Annotated in this window: 16 protein-coding genes; 11 read left to right on the top strand and 5 right to left on the bottom strand. The window is 41.6% G+C overall.

The window, feature by feature from the left end; genetic code table 11:
• Positions 1-4 precede the first annotated feature (4 nt).
• Entirely contained in the window at positions 5-946 is a 942-nt protein-coding gene (locus H6G26_RS16270; RefSeq protein WP_190730248.1) for an ADP-ribosylglycohydrolase family protein, read from the bottom strand.
• A gap of 392 nt (positions 947-1,338) precedes the next feature.
• On the opposite strand from H6G26_RS16270, the gene H6G26_RS16265 reads away from it, so the two are divergent.
• From H6G26_RS16265 to H6G26_RS44275, 6 genes are all read left to right on the top strand, one after another.
• Positions 1,339-1,878 (top strand): hypothetical protein, encoded by a 540-nt coding sequence (locus H6G26_RS16265; protein ID WP_190730247.1) that lies wholly within the window; start codon positions 1,339-1,341, stop codon positions 1,876-1,878.
• A 264-nt stretch (positions 1,879-2,142) separates the two neighbouring features.
• A complete protein-coding gene (gene sir / locus H6G26_RS16260; RefSeq protein ID WP_190730246.1) occupies positions 2,143-4,059 on the top strand; it encodes a sulfite reductase, ferredoxin dependent in 1,917 nt (638 codons plus the stop codon).
• A 107-nt stretch (positions 4,060-4,166) separates the two neighbouring features.
• The gene (locus H6G26_RS16255; protein ID WP_190730245.1) at positions 4,167-4,811 is read left to right on the top strand and encodes a Uma2 family endonuclease; all 645 of its coding nucleotides are present in this window, start codon (positions 4,167-4,169) and stop codon (positions 4,809-4,811) included.
• 13 nt (positions 4,812-4,824) lie between these two features.
• Positions 4,825-5,532, top strand: coding sequence for a 16S rRNA (uracil(1498)-N(3))-methyltransferase (locus tag H6G26_RS16250; protein ID WP_190730244.1), 708 nt, complete (start codon positions 4,825-4,827; stop codon positions 5,530-5,532).
• A gap of 68 nt (positions 5,533-5,600) precedes the next feature.
• Positions 5,601-6,674, top strand: a complete 1,074-nt coding sequence (locus H6G26_RS16245; protein ID WP_190730243.1) for a tetratricopeptide repeat protein — start codon at positions 5,601-5,603, stop codon at positions 6,672-6,674.
• 63 nt (positions 6,675-6,737) lie between these two features.
• Positions 6,738-7,814, top strand: coding sequence for a VIT domain-containing protein (locus H6G26_RS44275; protein ID WP_199326934.1), 1,077 nt, complete (start codon positions 6,738-6,740; stop codon positions 7,812-7,814).
• 41 nt (positions 7,815-7,855) lie between these two features.
• Here H6G26_RS44275 and H6G26_RS16235 read toward each other — a convergent pair whose 3' ends face one another.
• Positions 7,856-8,392 carry a hypothetical protein gene (locus H6G26_RS16235; protein WP_190730242.1) on the bottom strand — a complete coding sequence of 179 codons (537 nt, stop codon included), beginning with the start codon at positions 8,390-8,392 and terminating at the stop codon, positions 7,856-7,858.
• A gap of 510 nt (positions 8,393-8,902) precedes the next feature.
• On the opposite strand from H6G26_RS16235, the gene H6G26_RS16230 reads away from it, so the two are divergent.
• The gene (locus H6G26_RS16230; protein ID WP_190730241.1) at positions 8,903-9,538 is read left to right on the top strand and encodes a triacylglycerol lipase; all 636 of its coding nucleotides are present in this window, start codon (positions 8,903-8,905) and stop codon (positions 9,536-9,538) included.
• Positions 9,539-9,584: 46 nt separating this feature from the next.
• On the opposite strand, the gene H6G26_RS16225 is transcribed toward H6G26_RS16230, so the two are convergent.
• On the bottom strand, positions 9,585-10,016 hold the full coding sequence (locus tag H6G26_RS16225; protein ID WP_190730240.1) for a VOC family protein: 432 nt from the start codon (positions 10,014-10,016) through the stop codon (positions 9,585-9,587).
• Between the two features lie 427 nt (positions 10,017-10,443).
• Here H6G26_RS16225 and H6G26_RS16220 point away from each other — a divergent pair, with 427 nt between their 5' ends.
• From H6G26_RS16220 to H6G26_RS16205, 4 genes are all read left to right on the top strand, one after another.
• Positions 10,444-11,241 (top strand): TIGR00297 family protein, encoded by a 798-nt coding sequence (locus H6G26_RS16220; protein WP_190730239.1) that lies wholly within the window; start codon positions 10,444-10,446, stop codon positions 11,239-11,241.
• Between the two features lie 411 nt (positions 11,242-11,652).
• Complete coding sequence (locus H6G26_RS16215; RefSeq protein WP_190730238.1) at positions 11,653-12,435, top strand: peptidylprolyl isomerase; 783 nt, start codon at positions 11,653-11,655, stop codon at positions 12,433-12,435.
• Positions 12,384-15,086 (top strand): type I secretion system permease/ATPase, encoded by a 2,703-nt coding sequence (locus H6G26_RS16210; RefSeq protein ID WP_190730237.1) that lies wholly within the window; start codon positions 12,384-12,386, stop codon positions 15,084-15,086. Before H6G26_RS16215 ends, H6G26_RS16210 begins: the two co-directional genes overlap by 52 nt.
• A gap of 387 nt (positions 15,087-15,473) precedes the next feature.
• Positions 15,474-17,342 carry a S8 family peptidase gene (locus tag H6G26_RS16205; RefSeq protein WP_190730236.1) on the top strand — a complete coding sequence of 623 codons (1,869 nt, stop codon included), beginning with the start codon at positions 15,474-15,476 and terminating at the stop codon, positions 17,340-17,342.
• 176 nt (positions 17,343-17,518) lie between these two features.
• Here the strand turns inward: H6G26_RS16205 and H6G26_RS16200 are convergent, their stop codons facing one another.
• Together H6G26_RS16200 and H6G26_RS16195 are read right to left on the bottom strand one after the other, a co-directional pair.
• Entirely contained in the window at positions 17,519-19,015 is a 1,497-nt protein-coding gene (locus H6G26_RS16200; RefSeq protein ID WP_190730235.1) for an HlyD family efflux transporter periplasmic adaptor subunit, read from the bottom strand.
• 93 nt (positions 19,016-19,108) lie between these two features.
• A complete protein-coding gene (locus tag H6G26_RS16195) occupies positions 19,109-19,984 on the bottom strand; it encodes an SDR family oxidoreductase (RefSeq protein WP_190730234.1) in 876 nt (291 codons plus the stop codon).
• Between the last annotated feature and the right edge of the window lie 160 nt (positions 19,985-20,144).

The raw sequence follows: 20,144 nt of genomic DNA, 5'->3' as shown, positions 1-20,144 counted from the left end.
TGTACTAAGCGTAAACAGCCCTTGCAAAACGCTCTGCCAAGTAAATAATGTCTTGTCTACGAGCAATTTGGTTCATCCATTGTTTGGGAATATTTTCCACGCCGTAGTAAATTCCGGCTAACCCACCGGTGACGGCGGCGGTAGTATCGGTATCTCCGCCTAAGTTAACAGCTTTCAACACTGCTTCAGAATAAGACGAACTATTTAACAAACACCACAGGGATGATTCTAAGGTATCAATCACATAGCCACCAGAATTAATCTCTTCCACTGGTACCTTGGCAATCTCACCACTGAAAATTCTGCCAAAATGCGGCTTCTCTAACAAAAATTCTCGGACAGAATAAATTGTTTGGATATCTTGCAGTGCTTGTAAATAAGCTGTTTGCAGGTCAGCCCCTTCCAAGAGCACCACTGCAATACTAATATAAATGCCACAGGCCATTTGCGATCGCGCATGAGCATGAGTAATAGCCGAAACATCATGCACGCGCGCTAGCAGTTCGCTTAAAGTTAAGTTTCTGTGACAATAAGCCATCGGCAAGATTCTCATTAAAGAACCATTGCCATTACTATTTTCAACCTTTCCACCCGCCTGATGGGGAACAACTCCCTGTTTCAGGCGCATAATTGCTGTGTGGGTAGTTTGACCAATATCAAAGACATCGCCACGGGGAGTCCAGTAAGCCTCCTTGTACCAGCGCCAGAAGGAATTAGCTATAGCATCCAACGAATACCCTCTACAAAGGCATTCTGCCAAGCAAAAGCTTAAGGAACTATCATCTGACCAAGTTCCTGGTGGTTGATTCCATGTGCCATAACCCTGCATCGTTGTCACTGGAGATTTTACTCGTTCAGCACGGCTAGTAAACTCCACCGGCACACCCAATGCATCACCGACACATAAACCCATCAAACCAGATAACGTTTTTGCAGCGGTTAGCATTATTCAATCTCCACAATAATTGCTCAAAATTAACTTTATATATTCCCTCTATAGCTTGTTGCAACGAATGCTACAGCCTACTTTTCATCCTATGTGAAAAGCTCGGCAAAAATTGTTAACTGGGTATTTTATTTCCCATTTCCCGACTTAGTTATAGTCCCAAATGTTGTGCCAGTTTTAAAAGCGTCTATTTTTGGAACAAAGAACCCAGAGGAAAAGACATTGAATGTAATTATAACAACTTATTTCTGATTTTTTGGGATAGTTAGCCTGTAAACATCATGCATCCATAGAAACATTAAGTTAATAAAATCTAAGAAATATTTGGAACATTCTCATACAATTATCGACTTGGAATATACAAGTAAAAAATACAAAATTTGGTAAAAATTATGAAGCGCTTACTCAAGTCTTTCATGACAATTTCTGCATTGTCTTCTTTAATAATTGCTCCTCTTTTCCTATCAGCTGGCCAAGCTTCTGCTGAAACTAAAAAAGGTACTAATGCTAGCTATGTTGGTGCTGGTGTTGCAGGTGGCGTTACCAGTGGCGGACAAGGTATCAACGATGATGCGACATTTGGTGGTAATGTCACAGGTCGCGTGAAATTAGGAACTACGCCATTTTCTGCACGCGGTAATGTCCTTTGGAGTGATAAGACAAGTGCTATTATCCCAGAACTTTCTGTGGATGTGCCTATTGCTAATAGAACTAATGCCTATTTAACTGGTGGTTATTCTTTTGTAGAGAAAGATGGCTCACCAACTCCCATAGGTAACAAAGATTCAGTAGTAGTAGGTGCTGGTGTTGAATCGGAAGTTGCTAATAATTTCCTCGTCTACACTAATGCCAAAGTCGGACTTGGTGCCTACCAAAATAGCGATACTCCTGCTGTTAGCCTCAACGGTGGTATTGGTTATCGCTTCAAATAAAAGATTATTCAGCCCTGAGTCACTCTATACTGTACTTAAGTACTCAGGACTTAGCACTGGCTTAACCATAGCTATCCGCTAACAAAACTCACTACTCCCAAAAGCTGGTTTTGTTAAGTGTTACATCACTGACGAAGCCGGCTTTTGCCGTGGTAAAATTAAATCATTCCTCATTATTCCGGCCGGATTACCGGGGATCAAGTAGCCCAAGGGTGCTGATTCGGTGTCTACATAATGCTTTATTGAGAATAATATACAAGTCTAATGGTTAAATCTGCTCCTTCCCCCATCGCAACCCGTAAGCCTTCTAAAGTAGAAGGAATCAAGGAAAATAGCAATTTTTTGCGTGAACCTGTAGCAACTGAGATCCTTGAAGATACTACCCATTTTACCGAAAATGCGGTGCAGCTTTTGAAGTTTCACGGTTCTTACCAGCAGGATAACCGCGACAACCGCACCAAGGGACAGGAAAAAGATTACCAGTTTATGCTGCGGACAAAAAATCCGGGTGGTTTAGTACCACAGCAGCTGTATCTAGCTTTAGATAAGTTAGCTGATGAGTATGGCAACCACACCTTACGAGTAACTACCCGTCAAGGTTTCCAAATGCATGGAATCTTAAAGAAGAATCTCAAAGCATCAATCGCTACAATTGTCAAAAATTTGGGTTCGACTTTGGGAGCTTGTGGTGATATCAACCGCAACGTGATGGCACCACCAGCCCCCTTTAAGAATCGCCCAGAGTATCAGTATGCTTGGGAGTATGCCCAGAATATTGCTGACTTGCTATCAGCTCAGACAGGCGCTTATTACGAAATTTGGCTAGATGGGGAAAAAGCAATTAGTGCTGAAGAGAACCCAGAGGTGAAGGCGGCGCGACAACGCAATGGAAATGGTACAATTATCCATGACAACGAAGAACCAATTTATGGCACGTACTATATGCCTCGCAAGTTTAAAATTTGCGTGACGGTGCCAGGGGATAATTCGATTGATTTGTATTCTCAAGACCTAACGTTGGTAGTGATTACCAATAAAAAGAAGCAATTAGAAGGATTTAATATTTTTGCTGGTGGTGGTTTAGGTAGAACCCACGGTAAAGAAGAAACTTTCGCTAGGTTAGCAGACCCCATCGGTTATGTAGCGAAGGATGATGTTTACGACATAGTGAAAGCGATTGTTGCTACCCAGAGAGATTATGGCGATCGCACCGATCGTCGTCATGCCAGATTAAAATATCTAATCAACGATTGGGGTGTAGATAAATTCCGCACCCAAGTTGAAGAATATTTTGGTAAACCACTCGAAGCTTTCAAACCACTGCCAGAGTTTAAATATTATGACTTCCTCGGCTGGAATGAACAAGGTGATGGCAAGCTATTCTTAGGAATTTCCATTGACAATGGTCGAATCAAAGATGAAGGTTCGTTTCAACTTAAAACCGCTTTGCGGGAAATTGTCGAGCAGTTTAACTTGCCCATCCGCCTGAGTGCCAACCACAACCTGATTTTTTACGATATCGAACCAGATAGCAAGCAAGCTGTTCAAGACATTCTCAGCCGTCACGGTGTCGGAGACGACCCTAAAAAAATCGAACCTTTAGTGCGGTATGCAATGGCTTGTCCGGCTTTGCCCACTTGCGGCTTGGCAATCACGGAATCAGAACGAGCAATACCGGGTATTTTAGAGCGGGTTCGCGCTCTATTAGATAAAGTCGGTTTACAAAAGGAGCATTTTGTGGTAAGGATGACAGGATGCCCCAACGGTTGCGCTCGTCCCTACTTGGCAGAATTGGGCTTTGTCGGTAGCGCTCCAGAATCTTACCAATTATGGTTAGGGGGTTCGCCAAATCAGACTCGACTGGCGCAACCTTACATAGATAAGCTGCACCACAATGACTTAGAAATCTTCTTAGAGCCGATTTTTGTTTACTTTAAGAAATCTCGGAAATCGAAAGAAAAATTTGGTGATTTTTGCGATCGCGTTGGTTTTGATGCCATCCGCGAGTTTGCTGCTAGCTACGATCCCCAAACAGCCAATGGTGCAAACAAATCACGCCACCGGGTAAATTTGAAAGAAGAGGTTTATGGCAAATTGAAAGAAGTAGCAGAAAGCCAAGGGAAGCCGATGACTCAGTTGGTGACTGAAGCTCTAGAAGCTTACTTTCAGAATCTTTCGTAAGCCGAAAAGTTTAAGATAACTACAGATAGACACAGATAAATCCATCTGTGTCTATTTTGTGTAAGTCCTAATACAGTTAGGTAACACATCCACAAGAAAACTGAACTATGGTAACAACAGCAAAATTCGCAGAAACTAGGGATGTGCTGCAAAACATCAGCTGGCAGACATTCAAAGCTATGCTGGCAGATATGGGATGTGAGCGAAATAAAAGGCTAGCTTATGACAACGGAATAGTAGAAATTATGACTCCGTTAATGCCGCATGAGAACTCAAACCGTCTAATTGAAGGTTTTGTTCTTGTGCTGTGTGAAGAATTTGGTTTAGAAGTTAAAAGTGCCGGCTCGTTGACTATGACGCGGGATGATTTGGAACGAGGAGGCGAACCGGACAGTAGTTACTATATCCAAAATGAATTCTTAGTCCGCAACAAAGAAAATATTGACCTAAATGCAGATCCACCACCAGACATAGTACTGGAAGTGGAATATTCCAGATCGAAGATAGACAAGTTGGCTCTTTATGCTTCAATGGGAGTTCCAGAATTCTGGCGGTATAACGGAAATGTGTTGAACGTTTACACCCTGAATGGTGGGCAATACTTCCAGAATAATAGCAGTCCAACTTTTGCGCCTGTGCTGGTAACAGAGATTCCCCGATTTATCCAAGAAAGTAAGAAAGTTGGACAAATAGCAGCAACTCGTGCTTTCCGTACCTGGGTTAGACAACAGATATCTACAGCAGGACAATAATTTATTAAGAAAAATGTCTCAACTGCAAAGAATTGCGATCGCACCCTCCCAACTCCAGCAAGAGCAAATTTTGCTCACAAAAGAACAACAGCATTATTTGGGGCGGGTGTTGCGCTTGCGTGAAGGCGATCGCTTTATTGCAATGGATGGTAAAGGGAAATGGTGGTTAGCGCAGCTAGCAGGGGAACAAGCACAGGTTTTAGAAGCACTTTTGGTGGAAACAGAATTACCTGTATCAATTACGCTGATGGTGGCTTTGCCCAAAGGCAATGGATTTGATGAAGTAGTGCGGTGTTGTACAGAGTTGGGAGTAACTTGTATTGCACCAGTGTTGAGCGATCGCACTTTGCTTCATCCTAGTCCTCAAAAGCTCGAACGTTGGCGGCGCATCGCTGCGGAAGCCGCCGAGCAATCAGAGCGCTCATTCGTGCCGACAATTTTAGAGCCTGTTACTTTTAACACTGCTGTCATTGCTAATCAGACAATTCACCGTTACATTTGTGAGGCTCGCGGTGAGTATCCCCATTTAAGCAAGGTGCTGAATAGCATTTCTGACGAGATTGTTATTGCTACTGGGCCAGAGGGAGGATGGACAACACAAGAAATCGAGAATGCGATCGCATTTGGATTTCAACCTGTTTCCCTTGGTCGCCGCATCCTGAGAGCAGTTACAGCCCCAGTAGTAGCATTATCCTTAATTACCGCAAGTTGTGAAGTATAAATGATTTATAGCTCACGCAAAATATATTTTGCATGAGACATCACTCCAGCGTGTATTTAAAGTAAGTGATGATTGAGCAAGTTGCGATCGCCTTTGAGAATAAAGATTATCAAACAGCTGCTAAATTACTGAAACAGCTGCTAGTAGAATCGCCAGAACATCCTTGGGTACAATATTATCTTGGTCGGTTGCATGAAGTATCTGGAAAGCACCAGGATGCGGAAAAAGTTTATCGGCAACTGTTGCGAGATACGAGGAATAATAGAATAGTGACGCTCGCACGGCAAGGTTTGCGACGGCTACAAGAAATGGAGCTAGAAGAAAGACAAAGAGCTATTTCCCAAGCAACAGCCCAAGAGAATAATACCGAACCTGGCGTACTAGTTTTAGAACCACTTAGTAACGAACTAAAAGCAGAAGCTTCTCGAAAATTTGCCCAAATCATGCAGCTAGACCCTTACACTGCACGGCTGTTACTACCAAGTCGTGGCTGGAGGTTGTACCGCACTGGCCAAGTGGGAGAACTAAAATTTTACGGTAAACAGTTACAGCAGGCTGGTATTCCTTGCTTTTGGGCAACAATAGCTCAAATTCAGCAGATTCAAGTTTATCAAGTTAAACATTTCCAAGAATTTACCTCACAAGCTACTGTTATTTGCCGTAATGAGAAAAATCAACTCGGTTCTCTCACCTTTGACTGGTCAGAAGTCACAGCAAGAGTAGTGGGACTGTTGCCGATTTTTGAGGAAGTCGTAGATCGTGATGTGCGCGGTAAACTAGAAAGGAAAACTCAAACACAGGACTATGCCCAGTTTTGTGATTTACACCTACCTGGTAGACGTTGCATTCTCCGATTTGATGATAACGGTTATGAATTTCAGCAAGGTTTAGAAATCATTCCTCAAGCTAGCCAAAATACAATCAGAATTAATTGGAATAGTTTATCGAGTTGGATTGACCAGCAATTACCTCAAGTAAAAATTTGGTCAGATTTCACATCGTTTGCAGATACAACATTAGATCAAACAGAAATGCTGGGTCATATCAAATCTCACATTTATCTGTTTCGTAGGGAACAGACTAATTGGGACTCAGCTTTTCATTTATATAGCGGATTGGTATTTGTTAAAGATGCCTATTAGTTATAAAAAAACCTATTTAACTTATGAATACAGTAGCTAATCAAAACCAAAAATTGGGGGGGTTTGTACGTACAATACCCTCAAGGAGAGCAGCAATTTTTTTCGCACAAGCACACAGAAGTTCTAGCAAAAATTGCAGGTAATCTGTCACGAGTTGAGGTGATCCAAAGTTTTGAAAACCCGTTCACGCAGCCTTTAGAAGCACTGTATATCTTTCCGTTACCCGATGAGGCGGCGGTAGATGACATGGAAATAAAAATAGGCGATCGCATTATCAAAGGTAATATTAAAAAACGTGAAGAAGCTATAGCCATCTACGAAAAGGCAAAACAAGAAGGACGCACCGCCGGACTTCTAGAACAGGAACGAGACAATATCTTTACCCAATCTCTGGCTAACATAAAACCTGGTGAACAAATTGATGTCACGAGTCGTTACACCGAAAGTTTAAAATTTGAGGCAGGGAACTACGAATTTGTTTTCCCGATGGTGGTGGGGCCAAGATATATTCCAGGAACGCCGATAGATGGTAGCGGTGACACAGATCAAGTTCCTGATGCTTCCCGCATTACACCGCCTGTAGTCCCAGAAGGAACGCGTTCGCGTCACAATATTAATGTCACAGTCGAAGAACCAGGAAGCGAATATGTATCTGTGCAAGTGCCAGTAGAAATGCCTGAAGCGGTTAGTTACCAAAGAGTGTTTGGCAGTCTTCCTGGTGGTTTTACGCCTAAAATATCACTTTCAAAGCGATCAGCGCCACCCTCAGCAGAAGCTCCAGATTTTCTCCGGCAAAGGCGATCGCCACAATCCCCAGTAGCCAAAGAAGTTAATATAATACCAGGCGCAGCAATCAGCCATCAGTTAGAAGTAATCAGCGTCACTGCCTTGGATGAAACAGGAATTGCTGACCTAACCCAACACCTTCAACAACTAAACTTTCCTTCAGGGTTCAGTGGTGAAATCGTCTTTGAGTTCACTGTCAACAAACTTCGGGTAGGAGGGATAGTTTTGGATGAAAAAGCCTCGACCCTAAAAGATCCAGTTGTAGTGGAGAATATTAAGCGATCGCTCCTACTTTGGAGACTTCCCCCATCTACAACTGGTAAAATTGTCTTAATATTGCGTATTCACACTTGACTCATCAAGTACAGAGACGCGAAATTTCGCGTCTCTGTGATTTAACCAGGGGTTTTAACCTGACGTGCCATGTCTAGATAAGCGCTCATATTCGCCCCTGGACGGCGACGACCATTAGAGCTAGTCGCTGAAGGTGCGAGATATTTAGGCGCAAAGGTTGTTTCAGTTGGCTCCTCTTTGAGAACTTTGGCTGCTGCGGCTTTTGCGTTTTTGCCAGGTTCAACTTTAAGACCTTCAGCAGTCTGCACTAACGTAACATCGGCTGGTTTAGGATTTTTAGCTGATTTTTCCTTAGTCTTAGCTTCCTTAGTCTTAGCTGCGGCGGTTTTTGTTCCGTTCAATGAAGTTGGCTTGGATGCTTCTGGTGCATCTGATGTAACTGTTGCGGTTACTTTCTGAGCATTCGATACAATTGTCTCTGCTACTTTTTTGGCGTTTGATGCTACCTCTTTAGCAGTATCTTTAGCAGCATCTTTGGCTTCATCCAATTCTAAAAAGTAGCCATTGCTTTTCTTCCCTCGTAACAGTCCGGTAAAGAAACCCAAAATACCCGAAATTAAGTTTTTGATAAAATCCATTACAATTACTCCTGCCTTTTACCTTTTATATTTGAAAATCAACCGTAATTGTTAAAAATTACGACAAAATGTTACATTTTCTGCTTTGCGTCACCCCGTTCAAGTGACAGTCCTTATAAGTTTGTGCTTAATCAACATTCTAGTAAAACCACAGGACAAATGTTTTTTTGCAAGCACTTGCGACCTGCACACACCGAGAACTAATTATTAAATTTTACTGTAACTAAGAGCAAGATTCTGAAAGCAGGCTTAACAAAAATTAACATTTCTTTATTTGAAAATATTGATTGGAGAAAAGCAAGTGGTTTACTTTCAACCAGTGGAAGGAGTGTCATAGCCTGTTGGCAAATAGTGATAGCTATAAGTTAAATTTTATACGAACTAGCTTTGAGAGCAGTTCAGTTTTGCAAAAATCTCTTTTAAAGAATCCGAAAAGTAACAGCTTCAGTTTGTAGAGCAGTAGTACCTACAAAATTGAAATACACCCCTTAATTCAGCTAGATTTTGTAAATGAACATTGAAAATCAACAACGCAATCCCGTTTTGTTAATCCACGGTATTGACGACACAGAGGCAGTTTTCTATAGAATGGCGGCTCAGTTAAAACTACAGGGTTGGTCTGTACATTCCCTAAATCTCGTGCCTAATAATGGTGATGTGGGTCTTGATGAGTTGGCAAAGCAAGTAGCAGATTATGTTACAGCGACCTTTGCGCCAGAACAACACCTGGACTTAGTAGGCTTCAGTATGGGAGGAATTGTGAGCCGTTACTATGTCCAGCGACTGGGAGGAATTAACCGCGTGCAGAGGTTTATCACAATCTCTTCGCCCCATAATGGAACTGTGGTTGCTTATGGTTCCCGGCGTCCTGGTTGTTTACAAATGCGCCCCGACAGCATTTTTCTCAAAGATTTAAATTCTGATGCTGTAATATTGGGGCAGCTAAATTTTACATCTATCTGGACACCTTATGATTTGATGATTGTCCCAGCAAATAGTTCACAAATGTCTGTAGGAAGCGAAGTCATAGTACCAGTTGCTCTACACCCTTGGATGCTAACAGACACCAGGAGTTTAGCAGTAGTAACAGCAGCTTTAGCAGAGCGTATTAAACTGCCTTTCCTTAAAAAAGTATCCAGTCAGTAGCCAGGGCACTTATTACGCTTGTCTTGTATTTTCTATTTTGAATTTTTTAAGTCCTATCCCCAATTTGTGTATGTTCGTAACTCCCAAAAATTGCCTCTGGGTAACGATAATATTTAAACTCCATGAGGTTATGAAAGGGATCTTCTAAAAAGAAAGTGCGATGCTCAAGAGGAGAGCCAACAAAGCGGTTTTTGGTTTCCTCACGAAAAAATAGCTGGTGTTGTTGTGCCCTTTCTAATAAGTCTTGCCAGTCACGTTCTTGGGTAAAAATTAGCCCAAAGTGTCTAGGATATATAGTATGTTGCGGTGTCAACGATTCTTTAGTGACGTGAGCCACTAGTTGATGACCATAAAGATTAAGAATCAAGGCGTGATGGTTTTCACGCCCAGGAATGCAGCCCAAGCCATCTACGTAATATGCTTTTGTTTTGGCAATGTCAGTTACAGGGAAAGCAAGATGGAATAAAGTTTGGCTCATAGCTTGTGTGGAAAAAACTAGTAGTTGAATTATCTACAATTTATGCATTTATGTTGTTAAGTCTTAATTGTGGTCAACTTGAACACAGTTTTAATTGACATTAACTTATATTCTTATTTAGTTAATGATACAAACATATTACTTTAGTTTTGGAGGTATCAGAAATTAAGTACTAATACAAGGCGGTCTAAATAGAGCAACCATTTTAAATTCCTAAAAAGCTTATTCCATAATAGTTTGGAATTTTGACTTTTACACCTCGGCTTCCCTGCGGAACGCTACGCGAACACTCAGTGTAACCCTGAGTTTCGACTGCGCTCAACTGCCGCGTAGTCGAAGGGTTACTTTTGACTTCCGCCTTGCGTTACTAGGGGTGACAAATTAGTTATTCTGTTGATATTCAGACAAAATTACTTATTAATTTCTGATGTCATTTTTAATTAATTCTGTTAATCCCTGGTTGGTGGCGGTAGGACTAAACACAATTCTATTGGGTTTAGCTTGGATTGCTCCGAAAAAACTGCTTACCCCTGCTGGCTCATTCCACGCATGGTTTCTGGCCATCTTAATTTGGGTAACTCTAGGCTGGCAAGGATATGCAGTTGTCATGTTCTATTTTCTAGTTGGTTCTGGCGTGACTCGTATCGGTATGGCGCAGAAGGAGGCTGAAGGAATAGCCGAAAAGCGCTCTGGGGCAAGAGGCCCAGAAAATGTTTGGGGTTCGGCTTTGACTGGGGCGTTGTGTGCTTTGGGAGTAGGGATCATAAATTCGGGATTTATCGTACCTAGTCCCCAATCTCTAGTCCCCAATCCCCAGTCTCTATTATTGTTAGGCTATGTAGCGAGTTTCAGTACGAAGTTGGCTGACACCACTGCTAGTGAAGTCGGTAAAGCCTATGGTAAAAGCACTTTTCTAATTACCACACTCCAACCAGTGCCTCGCGGTACAGAAGGAGCGATAAGCTTGGAGGGGACTTTAGCAGGTATTGTGGCTTCTGTAGCGATCGCATTTGTTGGTTGGGCAGTTGGTTTAATTGATCTATTGGGAGTAGCTTGGTGTGTACTGGCAGCATTTATTGCCACTAACTTAGAAAGTGTGATTGGGGCAACATTACAATCTAAGTATAATTGGCTGACCAATGAAGTAGTAAATATTTTTAATACATTAATCGGTGCGATCGCATCGGTGCTACTTGCCTGGGCATGGATAAGTCTAATTCAGTAGACGGGTGAGAATAAACAATTACTCGTTAAGGTTTTCCATGTCAGTTGCTACAACTTTGGTCACATGAACAACGCAGTGGCTTGACTTTTAGCAACTGGCAAGAAACAATTCTTAATATATTTTGCTTTATTTTTGCCTATATACCTAATTATTTATCTGAATCTATAAAGATTTGGTTATACAACTTGTTTTGCCTTATAACTGATATTTTCAATCCTGTTCTGTCTCCAGTAGACCGTAAAAGTAATTATGGAAAATTATTTTATTTACTAGGTATATAATTTTTTGACCATTTAAATGTAATTAGTTCATAAAATCTTTATCATATTTATTCATCAATGACCAGATGATTTTTATATGATTTAATTTAAAAGTCCTATAAATGTTTAACCATTTTCACATAGTTAGTTCATGGAATCTTTATCATTTTTAACAATCAATGACAAAATAATTTCTATTGAGGAAGCAGTAAAGTACTTGCAAGCCTCTGGGAAATTGGGGCAGTTTATTGGGGATATTCTCCGCCAGTACGTAATTGAGGAAGAAATCCGAACCCGAGACGATGTTGAGATTGGTACAGCAATAACTGAACAAGCAATTATTGACTTCAGGCTGAAAAACCAACTGATTGACCCTCAAAGTTTCCAAGAATGGTTAAAGACAAATAACACAGATTACGCTACCTTTCACACATCGGTGGTTTTTGGTTACAAGTTAGAAAAGCTAAAAGCTGTAGTGACCCAAGCAAAACTCCAAGAATATTTTATTGAACGCAAAATTTTTTTGGATCGGGTAGTACTTTCTCGGATCGTTGTTGATAATCGAGAATTGGCAGACGAACTACAAACCCAGATTGAAGAAGGAGGTAGTTTTGAACAACTAGCTAAAGAGTATTCGCTTTCAGATGACCGAATTGTAAACGGCATGATGGGAATAGTCAGCCGAGGAAGTATGCCGGATATATTACGGGCAGCTATTGATGTGGCCAGTCCTGGACAATTGGTAGGCCCAATAGAAATCGTTGGCAAAGACTCTCCCCCAGGAGAAGGACCTTATGGTTTGTTTCGAGTAGAACAATTTCTGCCAGCGTCTTTAGAAGATACTCAACTAAAGCAAGCACTACAAAATGAGTTGTTTGAGAAATGGCTAGCAGAGAAAATTCAAAAACTGACAGTCAAATTACAAGTGAGTTAAATATTCTGGATAATGAATCTTTACGATTAAAAGTGCTAGCTTCTTTGCCTTGGAATCAGCCACCACTATGCTGGCTGACTCCCGAACAACAATCCCTTTTGGAAAAGGAGTGCCAAACTCGTCAGTATCGTCTTGGAGAGAAAATCTGGTCAAACGATGTCGGCGGTTACCAATTCTTAATTGTGGCTGGAAAAGTTCGCTTAAGAGAAGAAGGGGTTGGTAAACCAATAGCCGCCTTAGATGTGGGCGATTGGTTTGGTGATTTGCAAAAGCTGTCTGCGGATTTTAAAGCTGTAGCTGCTAGTAAAGAAGTAGTAGTAGTGTGTTGGCATACAGCACTGTGGGCAGAACTTTCTAATCCACAAATTCAGGAGTTCTGGCAAGTGTTACCGGTGAACACGGAGGGAGAAAGAGATACATTTTCCTTCTCTTCCACACCTTCACTAGCGCCAGCCTCGGAGAGAACTTCTAGCCCCCATAGCCTCCAACCCCAAAGAGGACTCCCATCTGCCAATCTGATCATCTCAAATTATCCCTTTGTTGCCAGCTGGAACACTGCTGCTGCTTGTTTAACAATGGTGGCGCAACAGTTAGAAAATTCTGTGCAACTGGAATGGGTGCAGCGCCAACTCAGAGGACAACGCCCAAAACAGGTTGTGGAAGCAGGAGAAAAGTTAGGGTTAGTGTTGCGGCGCTTACAAGTGAGTTGGGGTGAGTTGCGACAGTTGTCATTTCCAGCTTTACTGTTGTGGAATTCTGACTCACCTCAGAGTCCATCTTGGGTAGTAGCCTATGGAGTTAAAGGCGATCGCCTCATTATCGCTAACCCTCTAAATCCCGAACGGACTTGTGAAAGCTTACCGCAATCGATAGTTGAAGCGTCTTGGGATGGACAATTGTGGCAAGTAGAACTCATATCCCAGCAAGAAAAATTTAACCTCAGTTGGTTCACTCCAGCAGTTTGGAAGTATAAGGGATTGTTAACAGAAGTATTGTTAGCATCTTTTACCTTGCAGCTTTTAGGGTTAACAACACCACTAATTACGCAAGTCGTCATTGATAAAGTGATGGTGCAGGAGAGTTTGCCGACTCTCGATGTAATGGCGATCGCACTTTTGTGCGTAGCTATATTTGAGTCCATACTTGGCATTCTCCGCCTATTCATCTTTACCCATACAGCTCGTCGTCTCGATTTGAGTTTATCAGCACAGCTATTTCGCCACCTGATGCGTCTGCCATTAGCTTATTTTGAGTCGCGGCGCGTCGGAGACACAGTAGCACGAGTCCAGGAACTCGAACAAATTCGTCAGTTTCTTACAGGTACAGCATTAACTGTGATTCTGGATAGCATCTTTGCAGTGGTATACCTAGCATTGATGTTTTACTATAATATCCCACTCACCTTTGTTGCCTTAGCAGTACTGCCGCTATTTGCGACTTTAACGATAGTTGCAACACCAATTCTGCGTAACTGGCTCAACGAAACCTTTAACCGGAGTGCCGATAGTCAATCGTTTCTAGTAGAGACAATCACCGGAATTCACTCCGTTAAAGCCCATGCAGCAGAACCAGTAGCCCGCGCTCGTTGGGAAGGTTTATTTGCTCGCTTCATCCGCACAGGTTTTAAAGCCTCTACTACCTCCAATATCAGCAGCAACATTGGTGACTTTCTCACCAATTTTTCCACCATGCTGATTCTCTGGTTTGGAGCCAAGTTAGTCATCGAACAAAAGCTTACAGTCGGACAGCTTGTTGCCTTTCAAATGCTGTCTGGCAGAGTCACAGGCCCACTTTTACGCCTAGTACAGTTGTGGCAAAATCTCCAACAAGTGCTACTTTCTGTAGATCGCATTGGTGATATTCTCAACGTCTCCCCAGAAGCTGAACTTGGGACTGGTTTAGTTTTACCACCTCTGAAAGGACAAGTCACCTTCGAGCAAGTATTTTTCCGCTACCGGCCGAACTTTGAAGCAATTCTGCGGGGAATCTCTTTCACTGCTGAACCAGGGCAATTTGTTGGCATTGTCGGACGCAGTGGTTCTGGTAAAAGTACCCTGTCTAAGCTATTACAACGCCTCTATCAAATTGAATCAGGACGCATCCTTATTGATGGTTTTGATATTAAAAGTGCTGATTTAGCATCATTACGGCAACAAATTAGTGTAGTTCTCCAAGAAGACTTTTTATTTAACGGTTCTATTTTGGAAAATATCACTCTCGGTAGTCCCGACATTACCGCAGAGCAAGTAGTAGAGGCAGCAAGGCTAGCAGTAGCACATGACTTCATCAGTCAATTACCCTACGGTTACGAAACCAATGTTGGTGAACGCGGTACTGCTTTATCTGGCGGACAGAGACAACGTATTGCCCTAGCAAGGCTATTTCTTTCCCAAGCGCCAATTTTAGTTTTGGACGAAGCTACCAGCGCTTTGGATAGTGAAACTGAACAACAAGTACTGCAAAACCTGCAAAAAATTTCTGCTAATCGTACCGTATTCTTAATTGCTCACCGATTTGCTCCCCTCAAACGTGCTGATTTGATTTTGGTGTTGGAGCAAGGCGTGATTGCTGAACGTGGTACTCACTCACAATTGTTGCAACAAAAGGGTTTGTATTGGTCACTATATCAACGGCAGCAAGCAAACATTTAGTAGATTTAACTAGCTGAAAGCTTGTAGAAAATAAACGTTTGTAAAGCGGCTTAATGATAGCCTTTGGCGAATGGAGCATAACTCCATTCGCAATTTTAATTTTGATAATTTTGAGTAGTGTAAATACTTTTATAACGAGCGATCGCAGTATTTTTAACGTTAGTCTCCATTAATACAACTAAAACATTTAAGATTTAATTAATTAATTTATTCTTAATAAAAGCCGCACTCATCAGAATTTTTTTTGGTAATAGAATTAGCATTTTGTTATCAAATTTCATAGTAATTATTGAGAATGGAGCTTATTCATACATTGAAATCTTCTTATAAAGATTTTAAGGCTTCAAAGTGCCAAAAAATAATTGCTATCTTTGAGAGAAAATACTTATGCTCATTGATGATCTTAATAAAAATGTGTTGTCAAATAAACAGCTAAATGTCACTTCAATCTCTTCATTAGATAGCTTTAATACAAAGGATAACTTCAGCAGAAGTAGTAGCTACAACTCAGCCGATACTGATGTGCAGTTGCTAAATAATGGTGACTCCAAAAATAGTAGTAACGCTACTACTAATGCTTTTAGCACTCAAAATTATAACTCCACCAATGGCTATGGCTTAATTAATGGAGCAGCAGCAGTAGCTAGAGCAACTGGTCAAAATACCTTTGCTGATGTCCCTAATCTTGGTGGCAATAATTGGGGAGCAGACCTTGTTAAAGCACCAGAAGTTTGGGCACAGGGAAACACAGGTAAGGGCGTTGTCGTCGCTGTTGTGGACACTGGAGTTGACTATAACCACGAGGATTTAAGAAATAATATCTGGACGAATGCCAACGAAATTGCAGGTAACGGTATAGATGATGATGGCAATGGCTATATTGATGATAATTACGGCTGGAACTTCTCTGATAAAAACAACAACACCCTAGATAACAATGGTCATGGCACTCATGTTTCCGGCACGATCGCAGGAGAAAATAATAACTACGGTGTAACTGGTATTGCTTATGATGCCAAGATTATGCCTGTCAAGGTTTTGAATGACTCTGGCTCTGGTTCCTATAGTTCCATATCTAAAGGTATTCGCTACGCTGTAGATAATGGGGCCAATGTGATTAACCTCAGCTTAGGAGGCGCATCTTCTAATAGTAGTTTAGAGTCAGCCATTGACTATGCCAGCAGTAAAGGAGTGATTGTCGTTATGGCAGCGGGTAATGATGGTGAATCATCACCAGACTATCCCGCCCGCTATGCATACAAGTCGGGAATTGCCGTTGGGGCAGTGGATAAGAATAATAATATGCCCGACTTCTCTAACCGCTCTGGAACAGATGAAATCGCTTACGTTACAGCCCCAGGAGTCAAAGTTTACTCCTCAGTTCCGAATAATCAGTATGCCACTTATAACGGCACGTCTATGGCTACTCCCCACGTTGCTGGTGTAGTTGCCCTGATGCTTAGTGCTAACTCCAGCCTGACTGATGCCCAAGTCCGTCAGATTGTCACAGAAACCGCAGGAAATAGTACACAAACTACAAGCTCTAGTTTAAATCTTTCTAATGTCAGTTCTGTGGCAAAGCAAGTAATTGCAGACACAGCAATAGATGATACACAAGCTACAATCTCTAGTTTTAATATTTCCAATGTCAGTTCTCTGGCAAAGCAGGTGATGTCTGACGACAACCTGCTAACTATCGGCGCACAAACTGCAAATTATCTTACATCACAGACAATTTCTAGTTTTAATAGTTATGATGTCGGATCTTTGATAGGTAAGGGAATTGCAGAAACCGCAAAATATCTAACACCAGCGAGTATTGCTAGTTTTAATAATACTAGTATCTATTCTCTTTTCGGTCAGAAAATTACAGAGACAGCGAAATATTTAGCACCAGAAACCCTCACTATTTTTAATAATACTAATGTCGGTTCTCTAATCGGTCAGGAAATTACAGAAACAACAAAATATCTGACACCAGAGAGTATTGCTAGTTTTAATAATACTAGTGTCAGTTCTCTAATCGATCAGGGAATTACAGAAACAACAAAATATTTAGCACCAGCCGAAGGTAATTCTAGATTAAGTAATCTAGAATTATGGTCGCAATTCCAAAATTATGACAAGATTTTAGGCAGCATCAATATGGATAGCAATGATGATAATAAAAATGAGAATAATCCTGATTTTTGGAAATCATTAGAGGGAATGCAAAAACAAATGGATCAGTATAGAAAGTTCTTAGGTATCGCTTGAAAATTATCACAATTTGCAGTTTAGTTTAATACTGCTCGGTTAAAAAATCAACCACCTGCTCGTCTGTCGTAAATGAATATAGGGGTTTAGCAATTCTAAACCCTTACGTCTTAGATATGGTTTGTGGATGCTAGGTGTAGCTTTTGAACTGGTGATGAAATCAGGAGAGACTCTACCTACCTAACAGAAAATGCCTCACTAAACCGCCGTGTCACAGGCTCAGTAATGAACGTCAAAACTGACTTTTTACGAGTGACAATCTCACCTGAAGCAGCCATCCCTGGTGTAAATTGTACTTCTTGACCTCGCACATTAACTGAGTGTTTATTTAGCTTAATTCTGGTGGGAAAAACTAAGCCTAATTCTTTATCAACAATTGCATTCGGACTCACTTGCATAACTTCGCCATTCACAGTGCCAAATTCCTGGAAAGGGAAAGTTGCCATTTTCACTTTTGCCTTCATTCCTTGACGAATAAATCCAATATCGCGGTTGAGAACTTTTACCTCTAGGAGCATTTCTTCTCCTTCTGGCAAAATTGATAGCAATTCTTCACCTGATTGCACTGGCCCCTTAGTGGCTTTAACTCTATAAATCGTGCCGGCAACAGGAGCCTCAATCGTTTCTAAGGCTTGCTGCTTCCTCGCCTGCTCTAATTGACCTTGAACAGTTGTTAGTTCTTCTTTACGCTTGTTGAACTGGGTCAAAATTTCACTTTGGCGTTCTGATCCTACACGCTGGGCTTGGCTGCGTGCAGCATTATAGGCTTGTTCTGCTTGGCGAATTTCTTGGACTTGAGCAGCAATATCTTTTTCTAATGATGTGACTCTATCTTGAGCCTCTGTGATTCTATTCTGGACATTAATCACTTCATCTTGTGCTTTAGTGATTTCTGTCTGTGTACGAGTTAATCTTTCTTGGGCATCCAAGTAATCCACACGAGGTACTGCACCAGGAGTCATTAGGGTGCGTAGGCTTTTTTCCCTTTCTTGTGCAAGTGCCAAATTACTTTCAATTTTAATTCGGATGCTATCTGCGTTGACAAGGTTGGTTTTGGCATTGGCAACGCTGCTTTTGGCATTCACTAAGTTGTCTTGCAACCGAGTCAAGCGGACTTTGGCTTGATCTATGAGTGCTAATTGGCGATTTGCTTCTGCTTCCGCCCCTGCTTGACGCGCTTGAAAGTCTTGCAGGCGGGAGCTTAAAAGTTCATCTTGCACTTTCGTCCCAGTAGTTTTGCCTCCAATGCGTTCTGCATCCAAACGTTGCAAATCGTCTTGAATCAATCTAGTAGACTTGGTTAGGCGGGCAACATCAGTTATTTGCAAGTCTGGATCTTTTTGAATCAGAACTTGACCTTTAGTAACGCGATCGCCTTCTCGTACTTTAACAGCAACAATTGACCCCCCATTCAAGGATGTCACCGGTCTTACCTGGGTAGAGGCAATTAATTCCCCTGGTGCTGTTGCTACTTCATCGATTTGTGAGAAGTACGCCCAAGCGATCGTCCCAAATACAATGAAGCTTATCGTTCCCGCTAATAATCTAGTGTATAGAGGTGGTAATTCCTGTACCGCCTTCCCCAATTCATAGGTAAGTTGTTCCTCTGGTTGGGCAAATCGCTCTTTTGTCTGACGTGCTTGAGCAGCATTTACAGCTAGGGGAGATTTCATTTTTGTCCTTTGTCTTTTGTCCTTTGTCCTTTGTCATTAGTCATTTGTCCTTTGTTATTCACTAATGACAAATGACTAATGACTAATGACTATTCAAACTGCTAAATAGCGCCGCAAAAAACCTTCTAATGTCTCCAACTGCAAGTTATAAATCGCTTCCAAATTAGCAATTTCATCTTTTGTACAGAAAAATTCATTTGCTAGTAATGTGCGATAAGTTCCCAAAGCTTTTTGGACTTGGGGATTAAATAAACCCAATGCGCCTTGCAACCCATCAATGAGCAATAGGGGTGAGTTAATTATTACTGGTTCTTTGGTAAAGATCCGACCAAAAATCCGAGGAATATCTTCTCTTAATAAAATCTCTGGGCCTCCCACTGGTAAAATTTGGTTGCGAGCGCCTTCAACTGTTACAGAATCCACTATTATCCTTGCCAAATCATCAGTACTTACAATTGAAGTACGATTTTTGCGATCGCCAATTAGCAAATACAATCCCGTTTCCCGAAATTGTTCTACTAATGGCAGCAAGTTAGATGCTAATCCAGATGGGCGTAAAATAGTGTAATTTAAGCCACTAGCTGACAAATATCGCTCTACTGCTCGTTTGGCTTTAAATACAGGAGCATCTTCATATCCGCGATCTGCTCCCAATACGGAAATGAAGACAAAATGCTCTACGCCATTGGCTTTTGCTTGATCAATGAGTTCAATATTGGCGCGGTAATCTAAGGATAGAGCATCGCCATCAGAACCGTGAGCGCTGATAATATACTTCACACCTTGACTAGCTTTTTGAATATCTTTTTCTTGCAGCAAATCACCGATGAAGATTTCTGCACCCCGGTGTTCTAACTCGCTGTAGCGCGAGCTAAGGCGGACAAATGCCCGCACAGCCTGTTCTCGTTGCCGTAGGAGTCGCACAACTCTGCGACCAATTCCTCCTGTTGCTCCAGTTACTAGAAACATATAAATACCTAAATTGAATAGTTACAGCGTTTATATAGCGGTTCTCAGTTGAGTGAGGTAGAAGAACCCCACCCCTAACCCCCTCCCCGCTCTTCGAGAGGGGGCTATCTAACTCATTTGTGAAATACTCGATATATGCTTAAAACCCCTTGAGCAATAC

This window comes from Nostoc sp. FACHB-888 (assembly GCF_014696655.1).
Lineage (GTDB): Bacteria > Cyanobacteriota > Cyanobacteriia > Cyanobacteriales > Nostocaceae > Nostoc.
The sequence above is the reverse complement of the archived record's forward strand: the minus strand, read 5'-3'. Positions and strand labels throughout refer to the sequence as shown.

Bases quoted from the DNA above. Each gene is read 5' to 3' on its own strand.
- H6G26_RS16270 (WP_190730248.1), bottom strand. From the start codon at position 946: ATGCTAACCGCTGCAAAAACGTTATCTGGTTTGATGGGTTTATGTGTC.
- H6G26_RS16235 (WP_190730242.1), bottom strand. From the start codon at position 8,392: ATGGATTTTATCAAAAACTTAATTTCGGGTATTTTGGGTTTCTTTACC.
- H6G26_RS16225 (WP_190730240.1), bottom strand. From the start codon at position 10,016: ATGAGCCAAACTTTATTCCATCTTGCTTTCCCTGTAACTGACATTGCC.
- H6G26_RS16255 (WP_190730245.1), top strand. From the start codon at position 4,167: ATGGTAACAACAGCAAAATTCGCAGAAACTAGGGATGTGCTGCAAAAC.
- H6G26_RS16250 (WP_190730244.1), top strand. From the start codon at position 4,825: ATGTCTCAACTGCAAAGAATTGCGATCGCACCCTCCCAACTCCAGCAA.
- H6G26_RS16245 (WP_190730243.1), top strand. From the start codon at position 5,601: ATGATTGAGCAAGTTGCGATCGCCTTTGAGAATAAAGATTATCAAACA.
- H6G26_RS16195 (WP_190730234.1), bottom strand. From the start codon at position 19,984: ATGTTTCTAGTAACTGGAGCAACAGGAGGAATTGGTCGCAGAGTTGTG.
- sir (WP_190730246.1), top strand. From the start codon at position 2,143: ATGGTTAAATCTGCTCCTTCCCCCATCGCAACCCGTAAGCCTTCTAAA.
- H6G26_RS16265 (WP_190730247.1), top strand. From the start codon at position 1,339: ATGAAGCGCTTACTCAAGTCTTTCATGACAATTTCTGCATTGTCTTCT.
- H6G26_RS16215 (WP_190730238.1), top strand. From the start codon at position 11,653: ATGGAATCTTTATCATTTTTAACAATCAATGACAAAATAATTTCTATT.
- H6G26_RS16230 (WP_190730241.1), top strand. From the start codon at position 8,903: ATGAACATTGAAAATCAACAACGCAATCCCGTTTTGTTAATCCACGGT.
- H6G26_RS16205 (WP_190730236.1), top strand. From the start codon at position 15,474: ATGCTCATTGATGATCTTAATAAAAATGTGTTGTCAAATAAACAGCTA.
- H6G26_RS16210 (WP_190730237.1), top strand. From the start codon at position 12,384: ATGGCTAGCAGAGAAAATTCAAAAACTGACAGTCAAATTACAAGTGAG.
- H6G26_RS16220 (WP_190730239.1), top strand. From the start codon at position 10,444: ATGTCATTTTTAATTAATTCTGTTAATCCCTGGTTGGTGGCGGTAGGA.
- H6G26_RS16200 (WP_190730235.1), bottom strand. From the start codon at position 19,015: ATGAAATCTCCCCTAGCTGTAAATGCTGCTCAAGCACGTCAGACAAAA.